Source organism: Nocardia albiluteola (assembly GCF_018860155.1).
Lineage (GTDB): Bacteria > Actinomycetota > Actinomycetes > Mycobacteriales > Mycobacteriaceae > Nocardia > Nocardia albiluteola.
This window is the reverse complement of sequence record NZ_JAHKNI010000006.1, coordinates 222233-241722: the sequence shown is the minus strand read 5'-3', so window position 1 is coordinate 241722 and position 19490 is coordinate 222233. Positions and strand designations below refer to the sequence as shown.

Sequence of the window (19490 nt, the reverse complement as noted above, 5' to 3'; positions counted from 1 at the left end):
CCCTTCTTGCCGAATCAGCTCGCCAGCGCCATCCGTTCATGCGGACGCGGGGCGTCCTGGACGTCGAGCAGCGCCCGCAGCGCGGGCTGTTCGGCGGCCAGTTCGAGATACGCCTCCGCCGGAGACTGTCCTTGCAGCAGAGCCATATCCAACTTCGCATGTAAATGGTTGTTCCAGCGGTACCGTAGCGCAGCAAGCACGCCCGCGGGCCCGCCGAACAATCGTTCACAATCCGGAAGTTCCTCGAACAGGCCCGGAGCCGCCGGGTCGACGGCCGCCCGGGCCAGGACCTCGTGCAGGATCTCGGTTCGGCTGTGGTGATCGGTCCATGACATCGCACCCACCCCTTCCCTGTTTCGCCGTCGGTGTCGTGCCAACGACGCTACGGACGCCGCGGTCCGGAAACCTCGTGCCGAGGGCGTGAGTTGTTCCCCGCCGGTCTCCGCCCCCGGTAGGAGAGCGCGCCCGCTCCGGGAACGATGTACCAGGGAGTAGGCGGTCGCTAGCCTGGTCATATGGAGGTGATCCGGGTCATAGTGTTCGCGGCCTGCGGCGGGCTGCTGGTGTACGCGGCCTGGAAGGTGGTCACCGGCTGGCGGCACGCCCGCCAGCGCGTAATCGACTTCCACCGCGATCCGTACGGCACCTTCATGCGGCACCTGGAGGAGCTGCCGTTCGACTACCCTCCGGCGGTGATCATCGTCGCCGACCTGGGGGCGGCGGTGGCCGCGCTCACCGGCACGGTGCAGCGCAGTCACTACTTTCCCACCGCTGTCCCGATCCTCGCGATGATCTTGGTGAGCTTCGCGTTCCCGGTGATGACACTGTTCGGGGCCCTGCCCCGGCCGGTGGCACTGGCCACGGTCGGACTGGTGGCCCAGGGCCTGTTCCTGCTGCAACCCGTGCCGCTGGACGCCTCGCCCTCGGTGCTGTTCGTCATCACCGGCGAGATCGCGGCGATCGCTCCGAAACGCATCAGCCTGCCCTTCACCGGCATCGCGATAGCCGAGCTGGTCTTGTTCCAGGCGGTCGGGTACACGATCGATGCGCTGCCCTTCTACATCGTCGGCGTCATTCTCGGCACCCTGGTCGGCATCATGATGCAGTACCAGCGGCTGTATCTCTATCAGGAGCGGGAGAACCAGGAGATCCGCGCCGCGCAGGCCGCCGACGCCGAACGTCACCGCATCGCCCGCGAGGTGCACGACGTGATCGCGCATTCGCTGAGCATCACGCTGCTGCACCTGACCGCGGCCCGGCACTCCCTGCAGACCGACCGCGACGTGGACGAGGCCATCGACGCCCTCGCCGACGCCGAACGTCTGGGTCGCCAGGCCATGGCCGATATCCGTCACACGGTGGGCCTGCTCGACCAGCGCCCATCCAGCCTGACCCCCGAGCCGACACTCGACGACATCGAGGATCTGGTCGAGGATTTCGTCCGCGCCGGGCTGAACGTCGACTTCTCACTCGCCGGCGACACCCGCGCGGTCTCCGCGACGACGGGCCTGGCGCTGTTCCGGATCAGTCAGGAATCCCTCGCCAACATCGCCAAGCACGCCCCCGATGCCGCGGCCACCCTGCGCATCGAGGTGACCGACAGCGAGGTCACCGCCCTGGTGACCAATACGATCGACGACCCCGCGCCGGTGCGCCGCGGGCGGGGTATGGGTCTGCCGGGAATGCGCCAGCGCGCCACTCTCATCGGCGGCACCCTCAGCGCGGGACCGAACCGGGGCGGGTGGGAGGTGCGCGCCGGATTCCCGATCGCCGCCGCCCGCCCGGTTCTGCCGTGCGGAAGCCCCGCACCGGACGCCCCACTGCGCATCGTGCGCGAGGCATTCAGCACCGTTACTCGAAAGCTCCAGGAGGGCATGTGATCCCGGCTACCCCGACGAACGCCGAGGAGACCGGGGACGACGTCGTCATCGTGCTGGTGGTCGACGATCAGGAACTGGTCCGCGGCGGCCTGCGCCGAATCCTGCGCCGGCGCGACGGATTCCATGTCACCGAGTGCGCCGACGGCGACGAGGTGCCCGCGGCGCTGGCCGCCCAGCCCGCCGATGTGGTGCTGATGGATCTGCGGATGAAACGCCTCGGCGGAATCGACGCCACCCGCGCCCTGCGGGCCCGCGCCGGCGCGCCCCCGGTGCTCGTGCTGACCACTTTCGACGACGATCAGCTACTTTCTGGCGCACTGCGGGCGGGCGCGGCGGGGTTCATCCTGAAGGACTCCCCCGCCGAGGATCTGATCCGCGCGGTGCGCACCGTCGCCGACGGCGGCTCGTGGCTCGATCCGTCGGTCACCGGACGGGTGCTGTCGGCCTACCGAACGGTCCGCCCGACCCCCGCGGGCGGCCGCAGCCGCCTGGACGAGCTGACCGCGCGCGAACTCGAGGTGCTGCAGCGGATCGGCCGCGGGCGGGTCAACACCGAGATCGCCGCGGAGCTGGGTATCTCCGAGGTGACCGTAAAGAGCCACGTAGGGCACATTTTCGGCAAGCTCGGGTTACGCGACCGGGCGGCGGCGATCGTCTTCGCGTTTGACCACGGCGTGGTAACACCCGGAGAATCGTCTCGATAGAGGGGCAGGCAATCCCGGTGCGGCAGCCGGGCACCGGTGTCACACCCTGCCCAGGGAGTGGAGGTTTCACGGGTGAACGCGACGCGATCACGAGCCGGGAGCAGATTCGGCCCGTACGAGCTGCGCTCACTCATCGGCCGCGGCGGCATGGGCGAGGTCTACGAGGCGTACGACACGCACAACGATCGCGTGGTTGCCCTGAAGTTGCTGCCCGCGGAGCTGGCGCAGGATCCGACCTACCGCGAGCGATTCCGCCGCGAATCCCATGCCGCGACGCGCATCGCCGATCCGCACATCGTCCCGATCAATCGTTCGGGCGAGATCGAGGGCACGCTCTATCTCGACATGCGCCTCATCCGGGGAGACGATCTGCGCGCGCTGCTGCGCCGCCAGGGCGCGATGGATCCCGAACGCGCCGTGCACATCGTCGCGCAGGTGGGCGCCGCCCTGGACGCCGCGCACGCCGCCGGGCTGGTGCATCGCGACGTGAAACCCGCCAATGTCCTTGTCACGCCGACCGATTTCGCATTTCTGACCGATTTCGGCATCGCCCGCAGCGAGGGCGACAGCTCAACCACCATGGTGGGCATCACCGCCGGTTCGTACACCTACATGGCCCCCGAGCGCTTCGACTCCGGCCCGATCACCGGGCGCGCGGACACCTACTCGCTGGCCTGTGTGCTGTTCGAATGCCTAACCGGCGCAACGCCCTTCGCGGTGCAGAACGTCAGCACGCTGATCCGATCGCATCTGTCCGATCCGCCCCCGCGGCCCAGCCTGTACCGGCCGGACATCCCGGAGGCGCTGGACGCGGTGATCGCGCACGCCATGTCCAAATCGCCCGCCGATCGCTTCGCCAGCACCGGGGAATTCGCGGGCGCCGCGCGGGCGGCGGTGGGTCTGACCGCCGGATCCGAGCCCACCGCACGGGAATACGTGCCCAAGCCGGAGCACGAGGCCCCGGCGCCGTCCCGGCTCGCGCCCGGACCGGGTGCGCCGCCGCCGGTGCCCGAGACCACGACATTCCAGCCGTTCGGGCCGCAGGGCCCGACAATCGCGGCCCAGTTCCAGCCGCGCGGGGAAGCGCCGCCGGAACAGCCGCGGTCCGCCGATCCGATGCCCGGCTCCCCGACGACGGTCATGCGTTCCGGTGCTCCGTCACCTGGCGGCGAGCGGAACTACCGGGGCACACCCGCATCGACGACCGATTCGCCGGCCGGTGCCATGCCCCGGGGACCGGTGCCGTCCACGGAATCCTCCGACGACACTCCGGACGCCGCCGTACAGCGCAGCTACACCACCACCGGCTCGCTACGGATCATCGCACCGCCCTCCCCGGAGGACCGGGACACCGGCAACGATCTGCCGGTGATCACGCCCACGGACGCGACGCAGGTGCGTCGCGAGGAATTTCAGTTCACCCCCCTGCCGACGCGGGAAACCGCGCGGGATCAGGCAGCATCGACGCCCCAGGCGGTCACGCCGGCCCCCGGCATATCCCCGCAGACGACGAAGATGCCGGTGCAGGGGCTGAATCTGCCCGCGTCCGAGCAGAATCCGTCGACGCAGGGACTCGATCTGCCGACGCAGTCGCCGGCCCTGCCGCAGCGTAAACCGCGCGACACGTCACCGCGGACCGAACTGCTTCCGTCGCCGGGCACTGCCGGCCCCGGGCGAAACGACGCCTACCGGTCCGAATCCGGCGACGAGACCACCTACATGCGCGTCGAACCGGACGCCTACGGCGAATACGACCGGGGCGAGGAGCACGGCCGGTACGAGCACGGCGGATACCCCCTGAACGAGTATCAGGAGGAGCCGCATTCGGCGCGCGCCTACAACTCGGCCGAGGGCTATGACCACGCCGGGTACGAACATGCCTCCGGCGCAGGCGAGTACGGCTATTCGGAGGCCGAATACGCCGCCGAGGGCGAATATGCCTACGCCGAAGGCGAGTACCACGGCGCCGCGGGCGAATACGGATACACCCAGCACGAATACGGCTCCGCGGAGGGCGGATACGAGTACGCCGAGGGCGAATACGCCGGCGCCGAGGGCGAATACGAGTACGCGGAGGGCGAATACGGCACGGCCGAGGACAAGAAGCCGCCGGCCAAGCGCTCGGTGGCGCTGCCGGTCGTACTCAGCGTCCTCGGCATCGCCGTGGCCGTAGGCGCGGCGGTGATCGGATGGCAGGTGCTGGGCAAGCCCGGCGGCAGCACCACCACCGGCGCCGCCAACGTCTCCACCGCCGCACCGGTCGTCGCGACCACCGGCCCCGCCGGCGCGCCGGTGACCTCGGCCGCGGACACCACCACCAGCGCCGCCCGCAAGACCCCGCCGGCTGGGGCAACCGTCTGCCGATCCACCTCGTCCACGGAGACCCCGTATACCAAGTCGGCCGTGGGCTCGGGAACGACCTGCGGATTCGCCGAGGCGGTTCGCAAGGCCTATGCGGCCGAGTCCTCCGACTCCGGTACCGCCACGCCGTCGTCGGTGGTCGCTGTCAGTCCTGCCACCGGGAAGTCATACACGCTGAGCTGCACGGCGACCGGTCGGCTGATCACCTGCACCGGCGGCGACGGCGCGATGGTGTACCTGTACTGAGCACCGCCGGAAGTGGCTCGGCGTTCGTCACAAATAGGACACTTCGGTCGTTCCGGTTGACCGCAGGACCACGACGGCACAGAATTCCTCGACCAACCGGTGGCCCGTGCACGAGCCACCGCGCGAAAGCTGGAGGATAGCCGGGTGTACGTAGCGGGAACGCTGGGCAGGCGCGGCGGACGCCTCATCGCGGCGGTGTGCGGGCTCGCCCTGACCGTCGCGGCCTGCGTGGGATGTTCGGCCAAGCCTCCGGAGGACGACACGGCGGGGGTGTTGTCGCGGCCCGTCAACGCGGCCCCGGGCGCGGTCGTCGCGATGCCGGGCACGCTGGCCGCCGACTTCGCCACGCTGCTGCCGACGCTGGGCGGCCACGCCGGGATGGCGATCATGGCCGTGGGCGGCAATGTCGTAGCGACCATGGGCGACTGGAAGACCGGCCCGGCCTGGTCGACGATGAAGATTCCGCTGGCCCTCGCGACGCTGCACAGCGACAGCAACACGCCCAGCTACGAGCTCTCCGCGGCGATCACCGAATCCGACAACAGCGCCGCCGATCAGCTGTGGCAGTCCCTCGGCACGCCCGATCAGGCCGCCGCGCAGATCGCTGCGATTCTGCGCCAGGGCGGCGATACCACCACCCAGGTGCCCGCGAACCGCGCACGATCGGACTACTCGGCCTTCGGCCAGGCCACCTGGGCCCTCACCGATCAGGTGCGGTTCGCCTCGCGCCTGCCCTGCCTGCCCAACGCCGGCACGGTGACCGATCTGATGGGCAAGGTGGTGTCCAGCCAGCAGTGGGGCCTGGGCCATGTCGACAACGCGTCCTACAAGGGCGGATGGGGTCCCGATCAGGCGGGCAACTATCTGGTCCGCCAGCTCGGGCTGGTCCAGACACCCAACGGTCAGATGGCGGTCGCCGTTGCCGCGCAGGCGAACTCGGGCGGCCTCGACGACGGCGAGGCGATGCTGACCAAGATCGCGCCCCTGATCGTCAAGCATCTGGGCGACCTGCCGGCCGGGAAATGCCAAACGGGACATTGAGCCCACAGGGCCCGGCACCGACTGTTCACGGACCCGAATCCTCGCCGTCACGGCAATGACGGCATGATGGGCGGCATGCGCATCGGAGTCTTGACCGGAGGCGGAGACTGCCCAGGACTGAACGCGGTCATCCGAGCCGTCGTCCGCACCGCGAACGGCCGGTACGGCGACGCGATCGTCGGCTTCCAGGACGGGTGGCGCGGCCTACTGGAGGATCGCAAGATCCAGATCCTCAACGACGACCGCACCGACCGCCTGCTCACCAAGGGCGGCACCATGCTCGGCACGGCGCGCACCAATCCGGACGTCCTGCGCGAGGGACTCGGCCGGATCAGGCAGACCCTGGACGACAACGGCATCGACGCGCTCATCCCGATCGGCGGCGAGGGCACCCTGACCGCGGCCAGCTGGCTCGCCGATGAGGGCGTACCGGTCGTCGGGGTGCCCAAGACCATCGACAACGACATCGACTGCACCGACACCACGTTCGGGCACGACACCGCCGTCACCATCGCCACCGACGCCATCGACCGGTTGCACACCACCGCCGAATCGCATCAGCGCGTCATGCTGGTGGAGATCATGGGACGGCACGCGGGCTGGATCGCGATGAACGCCGGCATCGCCTCCGGCGCCCACCTGACGCTGGTGCCCGAGGTGCCCTTCGATGTCGACGAGGTGTGCACGCTGATCAAACGCCGCTTCCAGCGCGGGGATTCACACTTCATCTGCGTCGTTGCCGAGGGCGCGAAGCCCGCCGAGGGATCCTTCGCGCTGCGGCAGGGCGGCATCGACGAATACGGGCACGAGCGGTTCACCGGGGTGGCGCACCAGCTGGGCGTGGAGATCGAGCGCCGCATCGGCAAGGAGGTGCGTACCACCGTGCTCGGGCACGTGCAGCGCGGCGGCACCCCGACCGCCTACGACCGGGTGCTGGCGACCCGTTTCGGCGTGCACGCCACCGAGGCCGTGCACGACGGCCAGTTCGGGCAGATGGTGGCGCTGCATGGCAACGACATCAACCTGGTGCCGCTGTCGGAGGCCACCAAACAGCTGAAGCTGGTGCCCACCAACAGGTATCAGGAAGCGGCCGCCTTCTTCGGCTGAGCCGTATCGGCCGATCGCTACGGCGTCGCCACGCCGGACGGCGCCGGCACTGCACCAGCCGGTCCCGCGTCCGTCGAGCCGGCCTGCTCCATCCGGCGGCTGCGGTACCGCACCAGCGCCCACAGCAGCACCGCCTCCGCGATCGCGGTGAACACCGTGAGGAACTGGCTGAAGTAACTGGCCAGCACGTTGACGACGGTCAGCGAGACGACATCCGACCAGATACCGAGCCGCAGTGCGATCTCCTCGTGCCCGCGCAGCCACGCCACCGCGGCGGCCGCGCAGCCGATGCCCACCGCGGCCTCGGCCACGGCGGCGATCGACAGCCCCACCATCGACTTCCAGCCGTGGCCCTGGGTGACGTCGAGCAGGTGGTTCAGCTGCGGCCAGCGCGAATGCCATCCGGCGATCACGACACCCGCCAGGATCAAGCGCAGCAGCGACCAGATCGCGTGCACGATCAGCACCGCGATCAGCACGACGCGCAGCGCGGGCAGCGGCAGGAAGCGGTTCTCGAACCGGACACCGAGGCGAGCCAGGCGCCCGCCGACAGTCGGCGCGACATCACAGGACACCGCCCGCACGTAGTTGGTCAGCGCCGCGTGGAGTTCGCGCTGCTGCGGACCGCACCCCTCGATGTCCACCGCACGCAGCTCGGCCAGCAGCAGCTCGCGGCGCTGGGAGGTCAGGCGGGTGCCGACGAACTGGCCCACCTCCTGGGTGACCGCGCCCAGCGCCTGCTCCGGTGAGCGGGCCGTGCGGTGCGCCGAGGTCCGCGCGACCGCGACGGTCAGCAGGAACGCCAGATAGATGATCGGCGCGGCCAGCGGGAAGAAATAGTTGTTGTTGGCGGTGATGAACTTGCCCACCTCGTCGATGAACAGACCCAGCCCGACGCCGGACAGCAGCGCCGCCCAGATCATCGCCCGCCGGCCCGAGGACATCAGCAGCAGCAGGACCGAGATCACCAGCAGCAGGCCGCCGAACAGGGCGTGGGCGATGTGATAGGTGCCCCCGCCGATCTTCGGATATCCCGAGGCCATCAGGTACAGCCGGGTGATCACGACGGTGAGCCCGAAGGCCACCGCCATCAACGTCACCAGCCGCCCCGCCTCCGGCCGCCACCGCATCCTCATACCCTGTGCGCCGATCATCAGTGTCCACACTGTCACACGGCGCCCCTGCGGCGGTGGACGATCGGGATTCCGGTGTTACAGCGGGGTCTTGTCCCACCACTGCGCCAGCACCTCGTGCGGCGGGGTGTCCGAGCCCGGCTCCGCTGAGCCACTGTCGAAGGCGTACAGCACCGCGGTGGCGCGGGCCGGATCGGAGTCGAAGCTCACCACCATCTCGGCGGTCTCGGTGTGCTCGTCGTCGGACTCGGCCCAGCTGCGCTGGCTGTAGCTGCTGTCGCCCTTGCTACCGGACGCGGTGGTGTTCGGCGGCACCGCGGCCAGCGCGGCCCGGGCGTTCGCGGCGGTATCGAACACCACGATCGCGTAGCCGAGCGAGGTCCGGCGCGAGGTGCATTCCCACGCGCCGAGCCAATTCGCCTGGGCCAGTGGATCACTGCGCCGGGTCTGGCCGGCGGTCTGTAGCACCTTTCCGGGTTGGCCCTGTGCGCTGCGCTCGCAGGCGACCCGGCCCTGATAGGCGTCGCCGGAACCCGAATCTCCCTGCGGCAGCAGCGTCGGGAAGTTCCGCGCAATCGCGGCGACCGGATCCGGCTGGTGGCCGGGGGCGGACGTTGCCGAGGGTGGCGCGCCACCCGTCGGCCGGGCGGTATCGGTGGCCGGACCGGTCTGCCGCAGACCGGGATTCACGCCCGTAGACCGGTGCGGCGAGCCATCCGACAGGATGAAGATTCCCGCGACGACCACGACCAGCACTGCCACCACGCCGATTACCGCCCACAGCACCGCATTCGAGGATCGTCTTCGATGGCGTTGCAGCAGCACCGAATTCGGCGGAAATCCGGTGGGACTCGGAGGTAGCAACGGCGGTGCGGCCGGATTCACGTGACCGTTGAGCGGGGCGCCCGGCGCCAGCGGCGGCGCACTCTGCGGCGCGGCCGGGCCCACGGGCATCCCCGGGTATCCCCCGGCGGGCACGGGCAGCGCCGCCGGTTTCGGTGCCGTCAGTGCGTGTTTCGCCGCGGCCGCGAAGTCCGAGCAGGTGGCGAATCGGTCCGCCGCCCGCTTGGCCATCGACCGGGCCAGCACGAGATCCATCGCCGGATTCAGTCCCGCGCGCCGCGCGCTGATCGGCGGCACCGGCAGTTGCAGATGGCCGTGGATGAGCTCGTTGGCATCCTCCGAATCGAAGGGCCCCGCTCCACACAGCAGCCAGTACAGCGCACAACCCAGCGCATACTGGTCCGAGCGATTGTCCAGCGGCGAACCGGTCATCTGCTCCGGCGAGGCGTAGGCCAGTGTGGCGGTGAACATCCCGTCCTGGGTGAGATGGGTGGAGTCCTCCCGCAGCCGCGCGATGCCGAAGTCGGTGAGGTAGACCCGCTCCCCCTTACCACCTACGGCGCGACCCAGCAGAATGTTGGCGGGCTTCACATCCCGGTGCAGCACCCCGTTGCCGTGCGCGTAATCCAATGCGGCCGCGACACCCTCGATGATCTGGACCGCCCGCGCCGGCGGCAGCGTCAGCGGATTCACCGTGGCCGCATCGACACCGTCGACGTACTGCATGCTGATCCACAGCTGTTCGTCCTCGATCCCGCGGTCGTAGACCTCCACGATGTTCGGATGATCGAGCTGGGCGACCAGATTGGCCTCGCGTTCGAAGCGGGCGCGGATCTCCTTATCGGCGAACAGTTCCCGGTTCAGCAGTTTCAGCGCGGTCTGTCGCTGTAGCCGCGGATGGCGCGCCAGGTAGACCGACCCCATGCCGCCCTGCCCGACCAGGTGCTCGATCGTGAAACCGGCGAACACGTCACCGCTGCGCAACAACTCACGATCCCCTTCCAGCGGTGGCTCATCGCGTCACGCGATCCTACTCGAACCCGACCTGCTCAGCCCGGCGTCACCAGGCCCGATTCGTAGGCCAGCACCACCGCCTGCGCGCGGTCGCGCAGATCCAGCTTCGAAAACACCTTCGATACATGGGTTTTCACGGTCTGCTCGGCGACGAATAGGGCCTTGGCGATCTCGGCGTTGGACATCCCCCGCGCGATGAGCTCGAGCACCTCACGTTCGCGCGGGGTGAGCGAGTCCAGAGCCGGGGACGGCTTGGGCCGGGCACGGCGGCGGGTGACATCGGCGATGAGCCTGCGAGTGACGGTCGGGGCCAGCAGCGCCTGCCCCTCGGACACGACCCGCACCGCCCGGACCAATTCGTCGGCGGGAGCGTCCTTGAGCAGGAATCCGCTGGCGCCCAGACTCAATGCCTCGTAGACGTAGTCGTCGATGTCGAAGGTGGTGAGCATCAGCACCCGCACGGGCGGGTCGAATCCGGCCGCGAGGATGGCCCGGGCGGCGTCCAGGCCGTTCATCTCCGGCATACGCACGTCCATCAGCACCACATCGGGGCGCAGCCGCTTGGCCTCGGTGACCGCGACCCGGCCGTTGGGCGCGTCCCCGACGACGCTGATATCGGACTGAGCGGCCAGCAGCGCCCCGAAGCCCTGCCGGACCATCGCCTGGTCGTCGGCGATCAAGACGGTGATGGGCACGTCCGCCTCACACGGCAAACTTGATGACCGACAACAGCCCCGCGATCAGGCAGTACACCGCGAACGGCAGCATGGTGCGAGTCTTGAAGAACCGCTCCAGGAATCGCACCGCCAGCCAGGCGGCCGCACCGGCGACGATCGCACCGACCAGCGCCTGCCCGCGGATACCGTCGCCCTGATGCCCCAACAGCTCCGGCATCTTCAGCACACCCGCGGCCAGAATGACCGGGGTGGCGAGCAGGAAGGCGAACTTCGCGGTGTCCTCGTGATCCAGGCCGCGCATCAGCCCGCCGACCATCGTCAGACCCGAGCGGCTGAATCCGGCCAGCAGCGCGCCGGACTGGGCCAGGCCGATGCCGAGCGCGTCCTTCACGCTCAGGGCCGCGAGCCGCTCGTCCGAGGCCAGGTGGGTCTCCTCGTGGACGTCGTCGTACTCGTCGTAGCCGTCGTACTCGTCGTACTCGTCGTAGTCGCCGTGCCGGCGCGCGGCCCGATCCTCCGCCTCGGCGAACCGGCGCCCGTATTCGGCCAGCGACGGCGCATTGCGCCGCTTCATGCCCTCGCCCACGATCAGCACCACGCCGTTGAGCATGAGGAAGATGCTCGCGTAGATGGGTGTGGCGAACAGGGTGCGCAGCGGATGTTCCAGCGCCAGGCCCAGCAGGCCGACGGGAATGGTGGCGACGACGATGAGCCATGCCAGCCGCTGCGCGGAGGTCTCGATGCGGCGGGTACGCAGCGTCTGGACGAATCCGATGATGATGTCGCGCCAATCGCGCCAGTAGTACCCGAGCAGGGCCAGCGCCGTCGCGACGTGCAGGGCGACCACGAACGCCAGATACGGCGTGCCGTTCTTGGCATCGCCGTCGGTGACCAGCTTCTCCCACGTGCCGCCGATCCACGCCGGGACCAGCACGGAGTGGCCGAGGCTGGAGATGGGGAACAACTCGGTCACGCCTTGCAACGCACCGATCACGATGGCTTGGATGTAGGTGAGCATCGCCACGAGTCTCGCATGTGTGCGCCCGATGCGCCGCACCAGTTCCGGTGCGGGGTCGCGAGCCGGTACGACGCACACCGGCACGCGCGTCGGACCAGCGGCGGTCGCGCTCCGGTGCGCGCGACCGATCACCTCCCGACACACATCGCGCGCTCCACCGACCCGAGCGCCAACAGCACACACGGCGGACCTGGAGTCGGCGCGCGTCGACATCGACGCAGTGTGGAGATCCGGCATCGGCCATTGGGCTCCGGTGCGCGCGACCGCTCACCTCCCGCCGCGCAGGCGCGCTCCACCGACCCGAGCGCCAACAGCACGCACGGCAGACCAGGGGTCGGCGCGCGTCGACATCGACGCAGTGTGGAAATCCAGCAACGGCATCGGCGACCGTCGCGGATGCCAAGGTGCGTACGTTACGGCAGGGTCGGTGGGTTGACCGCAGCGGCGATGGCATCGTTCGACGACGCCTGGGCCAGGGGCAACAACGCGCGGACCCGGAAACCACCCTCCGTCGTGGGGCTCGCGGTGAGGGTGCCGCCGATGGCCTCCGCACGGGCGCGCATGCCCGAAATGCCCGTACCGTTCGCCGATCCGTCGGCCGTGCCGGGCGCGGTATCGGCCTCGGGACAATCCCGGATTCCGCTCGTACCAGGGCCATTGGTGACCACCAGCTCCACGATGCCGACGCGCACCGCCATGCTCGTGTGAACCGGTGCGCCCGGCGCATGGCGCGACGCGTTCGACAGCGACTCCTGCACAATGCGATACAACGCTAGACCGATGGTGTCCGGAATCTCGTGCAGCACACCGTCGATCGACCAGTCGATCGGCACGCCGGCGCGACGCACACCCTCGAGCAGCGCGAGCACATCGGCCGCCACAGGCTGGGGCGCATGATCGGGCAACTGTCCGTCGCTGCGCAAAACCCCCAGCATGCTGCGGATCTCGTTGAGAGCCTCGCGCGCGGACGCGCCGATCGACTCGAATTCCGCTCGCGCCGCCGGTGAGACGCCCTCGACCCGATAGGGCGCGGTCTGCGCCTGCACCACGACCATCGACATGTGATGCGCGACGACGTCGTGCAGGTCGCGGGCGATGCGGGCCTTCTCCTCGAGCACCGCCCGGCGCGCCCGCTCGAGCTCGTTGACCTCCTCCTGTTCGACCAGTGCCCGCCGCGAGAGCACGAGCCAGCGCACCAGCAGCCCGAACAGCACCAGTCCGGTCATCGCGATCGGCCAGCCGAAGGCCGAGGAGGCGAACGAATCGCCGGTGGCGGCCATCGTGGTGGCGAACAGCAGCGAGGAGGACACCCAGGCCACCACCACGATCTGCATCTGCGCGCGGATCGCGACGGCGAACAGCAGCGGGAAGAACACCAGGATGTGCACGACCTGGAACGGCAGGTGGTTGTTCGGCTGATGCGGGATCGCCAGGGCGATCAGCAGTGCCGAGCCCGCCGAGATCGCCCATCCCAGGGCCGGATTCACGCGTATGAGCACCAGCGGGAACACCGCGAGCCCGGCGATGAACGGCTGCGCGGCCGCGGGCACCTGATGGGTGATGTGCAGCGTCGGCCACGCCACCGCGAACAGGATCGCGGTCACGACGCCGACGACCACATCGAATGCCTGCTGCGCCTGCCGCGGGTCACGTGCCGTGCGTGCCACCGTCCGCGCCGAGCGCGTCATCCGAGCCATAGCTAAGACAGTAGGAATCCGAGCGCGCCCCCGCCGTCATACCCCCGGGTGAATTCCCACCCCCTACCCCGGTACGGGGTGCGCCAACGCCTCCCCCGCCACACCCGCCCACAAACAGATCCCCAGCGTGAGGCCCGATTCCGTCGCCGATTCCTACCGTCGGCACCATGAGTGAGTCCCCCATCCCGGTCCCACCCGCCGACCCTGTCCCGACTCACCGGCCCCCGTGTCGCACGGACGCGCCCCGCCCCGGGTGCGAGTCCCCGAACGCTGTGTGGTCGGCCTCCGCAGCCGAGGAAGGGGCGGTCACCGCCGAGGATGTCGCCGATCACGTTACTCGGCAATCGCGCTCGGCCGACAGATCCGCACCCGATACACGGCGCGGCACCGAGTGCGAATCCACGGAGCATGTCAGGCAATTGCCGGACGAGTGCGAGTTCACCGAGAACACGCGAGAATCCGACGGCGATGTGGCGGCGCCTGGCGACACCGGCGCGGCGTTTCACCAGGTGCCGGGACCATCGCCCGCGCCGTCGACAGGGTCCGAGCCCGAGCAGGGCGGACGGGCGGGCCGGTGGTGGGCGGGGGCATTCGTGGCGGCGGTCGCCGCGGTGTCGGTTCTCGCGGTGGCACAACCGGTTTCGGCTGCGACGTCGGGTGGTGGTGGCGAGGATCCGGCGGCGCGGGCCGCGGTGGTGGAGCTGACCGGAGCGCATCCGGCGGCGGTGGAGATTCCGGCGGGGTTCGCCGCGGAGCACGGGTATCGGCCGGTGGTCCGCGGCGGATTGCTGGTGGATCCGTTGGGCGCCTGCTCGTCCCCCGTGCCGCTCCCTGCCGAATTCGCCACCGCGTGCCAGGCGCACGACCTCGGCTACGACATGTTGCGCTACGCCGACGATCGCGGCAGGCCGCTGGGCCCGTGGGCGCGGCAGGCCGTCGACGCCGTGCTGGATCGGCGCATGCATGCCGCCTGCGATCACCGGCACGGCCTGGACCAGGGACGTTGCCAGGTCATGGCGAGTGTCGCGAGTACTGCGGTGGACCTGAACTCGCGCCGCCAGAACTATGCGGCGCCCCGGCCCGAGTACCTGTTCGGCGCCCGGCTGTCCGGCCAGCGGCTCGGCCACCAGCTGCTGGCCGTCGGCGCACCCGCATCCCTGGTGCTCGCGGCGCTGGCCCTGCTCACGGTGGAACTCGTGCGCCGCAAGCGCCAGCGCGTCACGGCCTCCGGCGCGAGTCGGAAGTACCAGCGATGACCGCTGCAGGCGCGGATCGGACCGGTCGCTCCCGGGCGGTCGCACGGCTGCCGCGCACGCATGAAACGTCGTATTCGTCACGATTACAGGAACTTTCGATGACCAGAGTATTGGCAGACTCTTCCGAGCACAGCTCCGAAAATGACGAGCTGGAAACGGCCGCACCTCGCCGCCCGGGCACCGGCGCCGCGATCGCGGTCACTCTCGGCGTCGCCGTCTCGCTCGCGCCCGGTCTGCTGCCGCGCACACCGACCGCACAGGGACTGCTCACCGGGGTGCTCGTCGCGCTCGCAGTCGGAGCCGGCGGCCTGCTGCGAATGCTGCTGCGACGTGGCCCCTTCGATCCCGATCGGCGGCTGCGGATCCCGATCCTGGCCGGCTGCGCGCTGGTCGTGGCCGCCGCCGTGGCGCAGGCCTGGCGATGGCAGAACCGGTTGCGGACGGCCATGGGCTTCCCGCACGCCGGCCTTCTCTACTGGCTGGAATGCGCAGTCGGCGCGACCCTGGTCGCGGCCACCCTGATCGGCGTGTGCGGCGGAATACGGTGGGCGACACGCCGAGTGCGCCGGGCCCGCGGCCTCAGCGTGGCGCTGGTCGCGGCGCTCGCGGTGCCCCTGGCCCTGCTGCCCACGCTGACCGGGTCGCAGCGCCCCGCGCGGGCCGCGGCCGATCCCACTGGGCCGCAGGCTGTCTCCTTGACGGCGGCGGACCGGACCGGACCGGCGATGAACTGGTCGTCCCTGGGTAGCGAGGGCCGCAGATTCATGTCCGGGCCCGGCCGCGCGATCCGGGTGTATGCCGGCCTGGAATCGGCGCCGGACCTGGATTCCCGTGTCGCCCTGGCGATGCGCGAGCTGGAGCACTCGGGCGGGCTGAGCCGGGGAAATATCGTGGTCATGGTGCCGACCGGCTCGGGTTGGGTCGACGCGAACGCGGCGACCGGGATGAGCCGGCGGTTCGGTGGCAACGTGGCGATGGTCGCCCTGCAATACACCGACACCCCGAGCTGGATGAGTTTCCTGTTCGACCGCCGAACGGCCGAGCTATCCCAACGGGCCTTGTTCAGCGCGCTCGAACACCGCCTGTCCGGGCTGAAACATCCACCGCACCTGTACATCTACGGGCAGAGCCTCGGTGCGACCGCGGGCAGCGCGGTGTTCACCGACGACGCCGATCAGCGGCGCCGCGCCTGCGCGGCGCTGTGGGCGGGTCCGCCGGCCGATCGTGTACATCGCTCCGGCGCGACGGTTCTGGCCAATTCGTCCGATCCGGTCGTGCAGTGGTCGCCCGAACTGCTGTGGCGAGCACCCGATCTCACCGGCGTGCGCCCGGATGCCCCACACCCACAATGGGTCCCGTTCGTCACATTCGTCCAGACCAGCGCGGATCTGCTGTCGGCCCTGTCCACACCGCCCGGCCACGGGCACCGATACGGCATCGATCAGGGCACCGCGTTGGGCGGCTGTTGACAACTCGCACATCTCACCCGGCGGCCGTTCACATAGCTGTCCACCCATGGGGACAACCGAATTCGCGCCGTCACGACCGGATTCTCGACAAGTTGCCCACAACTTGCCAACACAGTGTGCGCACACCCGGCAATATCGGAAGGGCCCTATTCACATGCGTATCCACCTGTGGACAGCGCACTTTCGCGCAGTTGCGCACAGCCCCGGGGAACCTCGGTCAACCGATCATCGACGTGCTGCTCGCCTCATATCCGGCGACGACCCCGCGTGCATCGCACACCAAGCACAACAGGAACGCCGGGACCTGCGTCCCGGCGTTCCCTGTCGTGTTGTGCTCTCTAGGCGATCGGGCCGCGGGCGGCCTCGTACGCCGCACCCACCCGATACAGCCGATCGTCGGCCAGTGCGGGCGCCATGATCTGCAACCCGACCGGCAGTCCGTCGTCCTTACTCAGCCCCGACGGGACCGACATCGCGCAGTGACCGGCCAGGTTGGTCGGCAGCGTGCACAGGTCCGACAGGTACATCGCCAGCGGATCGTTGACCTTCTCCCCCAGCTTCCACGGGGTGAACGGGCTGGTGGGCGACACCAGCACATCGACCTGCTCGTAGGCCCGGTCGAAGTCCTGCGCGATCAGGGTGCGCACCTTGAGCGCCTGACCGTAGAAGGCGTCGTAGTAGCCGGCCGAGAGCGCGTAGGTGCCGATCATGATGCGGCGCTTGACCTCCGGACCGAACCCGGCCTCGCGGGTGGCCGCCATCACCTGTTCCGCGCTGTGGCGGCCGTCGTCGGCGACCCGCAGGCCGTAGCGCATCGCGTCGAAGCGCGCCAGGTTCGAGGACACCTCGCTCGGCAGGATCAGGTAGTAGGCGGGCAGCGCGTGCTCGAAGTTCGGGCACGACACCTCGACGACGTCCGCGCCGAGATCCTTCAGCGCGGCCACCGCCGCGTCGAAGGAAGCGATGACGCCCGGCTGGTAGCTGTCCGAATGCAGCTCCTTCACCACGCCGACCTTCAGGCCGCGCAGATCGCCCTGCGCCCCCTGCCGGGCCGCGGCGACGACATCCGGGACGGGCACATTGCGCGAGGTGGAATCGCGCGGATCGTAGCCCGCGATCACCTCGTGCAGCAGGGCTGTGTCGAGCACCGTGCGGCCGCACGGGCCGCCCTGGTCCAGCGACGACGCGCACGCGACGAGCCCGTACCGCGACACCGTGCCGTAGGTGGGCTTGGTGCCGACGGTCGCGGTGACCGCGGCGGGCTGGCGGATGGATCCGCCGGTGTCGGTGCCGATGGCCAGCGGCGCCTGGTACGAGGCGAGCGCGGCCGCCGAACCGCCGCCCGATCCGCCGGGAATGCGCTCGGTGTCCCACGGGTTGCGGGTCGGGCCGTACGCGGAGTTCTCCGTCGACGAGCCCATCGCGAACTCGTCCATATTGGTCTTGCCGACGATCGGGATACCGGCCGCGCGGAGCTTGGCGGTCACCGTCGCGTCGTACGGCGATACCCAGCCCTCGAGGATCTTCGATCCGCAGGTGGTGGGCATGTCGGTGGTGGTGAAGACATCCTTGAGCGCCAGCGGAACACCCGCCAGCGGTGAGGCGACGGTCCCGGCCGCGATCGCCCGGTCCACCTCGGCCGCGGTGAGCAACGCCTGCTCGCCCGCGACGTGCAGGAACGCGTTGAGCTCGCCGTCGACCTCCGCGATGCGCTGCAGATGCGCCTCGGTGACCTGCACCGAGGAGACCTCACGCGAGTGGATCTTCTCGGCCAGTTCGGCCGCGGACAGCCGGGTCAGCTCGGTCATTCGCCCTCTCCCAGGATCTGGGGAACCAGGAACCGCTGCTCGTCCACCGCGGGCGCGCCCGACAACGCCTGCTCGGGGCTCAAGCACGCCACCGGCACATCGGCGCGGGTCACGTTCGTGGTCGGATTCGGCGACGCGGTGGCCGGGACGTCGGCGGCGACCTGGGAGATCACCTGGACGTGGCTCAGGATCGAATCCAGCTGACCCGCATACAGGTCGAGCTCTTCATCGGTCAGGGCGAGCCTGGACAACCGGGCGAGGTGTGCGACCTCGTCGCGGGAGATGGCGGGCACCGCGGGACCCCTTTCGGCGGGCGGGTTCAATAAGGTTCGGCAGGTTCAGCCTAGCGAGTCTGCCACCAACGGCGCGCACAGGAGCCGGTCCGCCGCCGGACACCGGGTTGACCGCTCAAAGTCACCCCTGGTTCGGGTGGCACGAACGACCGGATTCGGCCGACAATGCCAGTGGAATACGTCACCGCGAATGTATCGGTTCGTGTACCCCACATCGCGAGTGTAAAGATGGCCAGGCACGGGTACCCGTCCGAAAGTCTCGGTCGCACAGGAAGAAGGAACGCACGTGTCATTTTTGCTCCGCGTGCAACTTCCGGATCGCCCAGGAAGTCTCGGATCGCTGGCCCTCGCCCTGGGGTCGGTAGGCGCGGATATCCTCTCGCTCGATGTCGTCGAACGCGGCGCTGGTTACGCGATCGACGACATCGTCGTGGAGGTGACCCCGGGCGCACTGCCGGATACGTTGATCACCGCCGCCGAATCGATCGAGGACATCCGCGTCGATTCCCTCCGGCCGTATTCCGGCGTGCTGGACACGCACCGGGAACTCGAGCTGATCGACCAGGTGGCCAGCGCCCGCGACGACCGGCTGCAGGTGCTCGTCGACGGCGTGCCGCGGGTGCTGCGCGTCGGCTGGAGCACCGTGCTCGACATCGGCCCGCAGGGCGCCTTCCGGGTGGTGGGCAGCCAGAGCGCACCAGAGACCCAGGCGGCCACGGCCCCCTGGATGCCGCTGGAGAAGCCGATGTCCCTCGACGGCGAGGCCGACTGGGTGCCCCAGATCTGGAAGGACATGGACACCAAGCTGGCAGCCGCCCCGCTCGGCAACACCAGCAAGGTACTCATGCTCGGCCGACCCGGCGGCCCGGAGTTCCGTCCGTCCGAAATCGCCCGCCTGGGTTACCTTTCCGGCATCGTCGCCACGGTGCTCGGCTAGCGGCTC

General features: G+C 69.6%; 16 protein-coding genes. 8 read left to right on the top strand and 8 right to left on the bottom strand.

Annotated elements, in window-relative coordinates:
- Positions 1–14 precede the first annotated feature (14 nt).
- Positions 15–335 carry a hypothetical protein gene (locus KO481_RS19595; RefSeq protein ID WP_215918632.1) on the bottom strand — a complete coding sequence of 107 codons (321 nt, stop codon included), beginning with the start codon at positions 333–335 and terminating at the stop codon, positions 15–17.
- A gap of 180 nt (positions 336–515) precedes the next feature.
- Here KO481_RS19595 and KO481_RS19590 point away from each other — a divergent pair, with 180 nt between their 5' ends.
- The 5 genes from KO481_RS19590 (at position 516) to KO481_RS19570 (ending at position 7339) form a co-directional block, all read left to right on the top strand.
- Positions 516–1880 carry a sensor histidine kinase gene (locus KO481_RS19590; RefSeq protein WP_215918631.1) on the top strand — a complete coding sequence of 455 codons (1365 nt, stop codon included), beginning with the start codon at positions 516–518 and terminating at the stop codon, positions 1878–1880.
- A 50-nt stretch (positions 1881–1930) separates the two neighbouring features.
- Complete coding sequence (locus tag KO481_RS19585) at positions 1931–2584, top strand: response regulator transcription factor (protein WP_215918910.1); 654 nt, start codon at positions 1931–1933, stop codon at positions 2582–2584.
- A gap of 72 nt (positions 2585–2656) precedes the next feature.
- Positions 2657–5191, top strand: a complete 2535-nt coding sequence (locus tag KO481_RS43125) for a serine/threonine-protein kinase (protein WP_308166692.1) — start codon at positions 2657–2659, stop codon at positions 5189–5191.
- 144 nt (positions 5192–5335) lie between these two features.
- On the top strand, positions 5336–6232 hold the full coding sequence (locus tag KO481_RS19575) for a serine hydrolase (protein WP_308166691.1): 897 nt from the start codon (positions 5336–5338) through the stop codon (positions 6230–6232).
- Positions 6233–6307: 75 nt separating this feature from the next.
- Positions 6308–7339, top strand: coding sequence for an ATP-dependent 6-phosphofructokinase (locus KO481_RS19570; protein WP_215918630.1), 1032 nt, complete (start codon positions 6308–6310; stop codon positions 7337–7339).
- 17 nt (positions 7340–7356) lie between these two features.
- Here KO481_RS19570 and KO481_RS19565 read toward each other — a convergent pair whose 3' ends face one another.
- The 5 genes from KO481_RS19565 to KO481_RS19545 form a co-directional block, all read right to left on the bottom strand.
- Positions 7357–8511: a hypothetical protein gene (locus KO481_RS19565; protein WP_215918629.1), complete on the bottom strand. Its 1155-nt coding sequence runs from the start codon at positions 8509–8511 to the stop codon at positions 7357–7359.
- Between the two features lie 39 nt (positions 8512–8550).
- Positions 8551–10299 carry a serine/threonine-protein kinase gene (locus KO481_RS19560; RefSeq protein ID WP_308166690.1) on the bottom strand — a complete coding sequence of 583 codons (1749 nt, stop codon included), beginning with the start codon at positions 10297–10299 and terminating at the stop codon, positions 8551–8553.
- Between the two features lie 65 nt (positions 10300–10364).
- On the bottom strand, positions 10365–11024 hold the full coding sequence (locus KO481_RS19555; RefSeq protein WP_215918627.1) for a response regulator: 660 nt from the start codon (positions 11022–11024) through the stop codon (positions 10365–10367).
- Positions 11025–11031: 7 nt separating this feature from the next.
- Positions 11032–12030 carry an undecaprenyl-diphosphate phosphatase gene (locus KO481_RS19550; protein WP_215918906.1) on the bottom strand — a complete coding sequence of 333 codons (999 nt, stop codon included), beginning with the start codon at positions 12028–12030 and terminating at the stop codon, positions 11032–11034.
- Positions 12031–12437: 407 nt separating this feature from the next.
- Positions 12438–13721, bottom strand: coding sequence for a sensor histidine kinase (locus KO481_RS19545; RefSeq protein ID WP_245401175.1), 1284 nt, complete (start codon positions 13719–13721; stop codon positions 12438–12440).
- 419 nt (positions 13722–14140) lie between these two features.
- Here KO481_RS19545 and KO481_RS19540 point away from each other — a divergent pair, with 419 nt between their 5' ends.
- On the top strand, positions 14141–14977 hold the full coding sequence (locus KO481_RS19540; protein ID WP_215918626.1) for a hypothetical protein: 837 nt from the start codon (positions 14141–14143) through the stop codon (positions 14975–14977).
- A gap of 98 nt (positions 14978–15075) precedes the next feature.
- Positions 15076–16446, top strand: a complete 1371-nt coding sequence (locus tag KO481_RS19535; protein ID WP_215918625.1) for an alpha/beta-hydrolase family protein — start codon at positions 15076–15078, stop codon at positions 16444–16446.
- A 338-nt stretch (positions 16447–16784) separates the two neighbouring features.
- Here KO481_RS19535 and gatA read toward each other — a convergent pair whose 3' ends face one another.
- Positions 16785–18254: an Asp-tRNA(Asn)/Glu-tRNA(Gln) amidotransferase subunit GatA gene (gene gatA, locus KO481_RS19530; protein ID WP_215918624.1), complete on the bottom strand. Its 1470-nt coding sequence runs from the start codon at positions 18252–18254 to the stop codon at positions 16785–16787.
- Positions 18251–18547 carry an Asp-tRNA(Asn)/Glu-tRNA(Gln) amidotransferase subunit GatC gene (gene gatC, locus KO481_RS19525; RefSeq protein ID WP_215918623.1) on the bottom strand — a complete coding sequence of 99 codons (297 nt, stop codon included), beginning with the start codon at positions 18545–18547 and terminating at the stop codon, positions 18251–18253. The genes gatA and gatC overlap by 4 nt, the downstream gene beginning before the upstream one ends.
- 286 nt (positions 18548–18833) lie before the next feature.
- Between gatC and KO481_RS19520 the strand changes: the two genes are divergently transcribed.
- Positions 18834–19484, top strand: a complete 651-nt coding sequence (locus KO481_RS19520; RefSeq protein ID WP_215918622.1) for an ACT domain-containing protein — start codon at positions 18834–18836, stop codon at positions 19482–19484.
- The last annotated feature ends 6 nt before the right edge of the window (positions 19485–19490 follow it).

Bases quoted from the DNA above. Each gene is read 5' to 3' on its own strand.
- KO481_RS19595 (WP_215918632.1), bottom strand. From the start codon at position 335: ATGTCATGGACCGATCACCACAGCCGAACCGAGATCCTGCACGAGGTC.
- KO481_RS19590 (WP_215918631.1), top strand. From the start codon at position 516: ATGGAGGTGATCCGGGTCATAGTGTTCGCGGCCTGCGGCGGGCTGCTG.
- KO481_RS19570 (WP_215918630.1), top strand. From the start codon at position 6,308: ATGCGCATCGGAGTCTTGACCGGAGGCGGAGACTGCCCAGGACTGAAC.
- KO481_RS19545 (WP_245401175.1), bottom strand. From the start codon at position 13,721: ATGGCTCGGATGACGCGCTCGGCGCGGACGGTGGCACGCACGGCACGT.
- KO481_RS19535 (WP_215918625.1), top strand. From the start codon at position 15,076: ATGACCAGAGTATTGGCAGACTCTTCCGAGCACAGCTCCGAAAATGAC.
- gatA (WP_215918624.1), bottom strand. From the start codon at position 18,254: ATGACCGAGCTGACCCGGCTGTCCGCGGCCGAACTGGCCGAGAAGATC.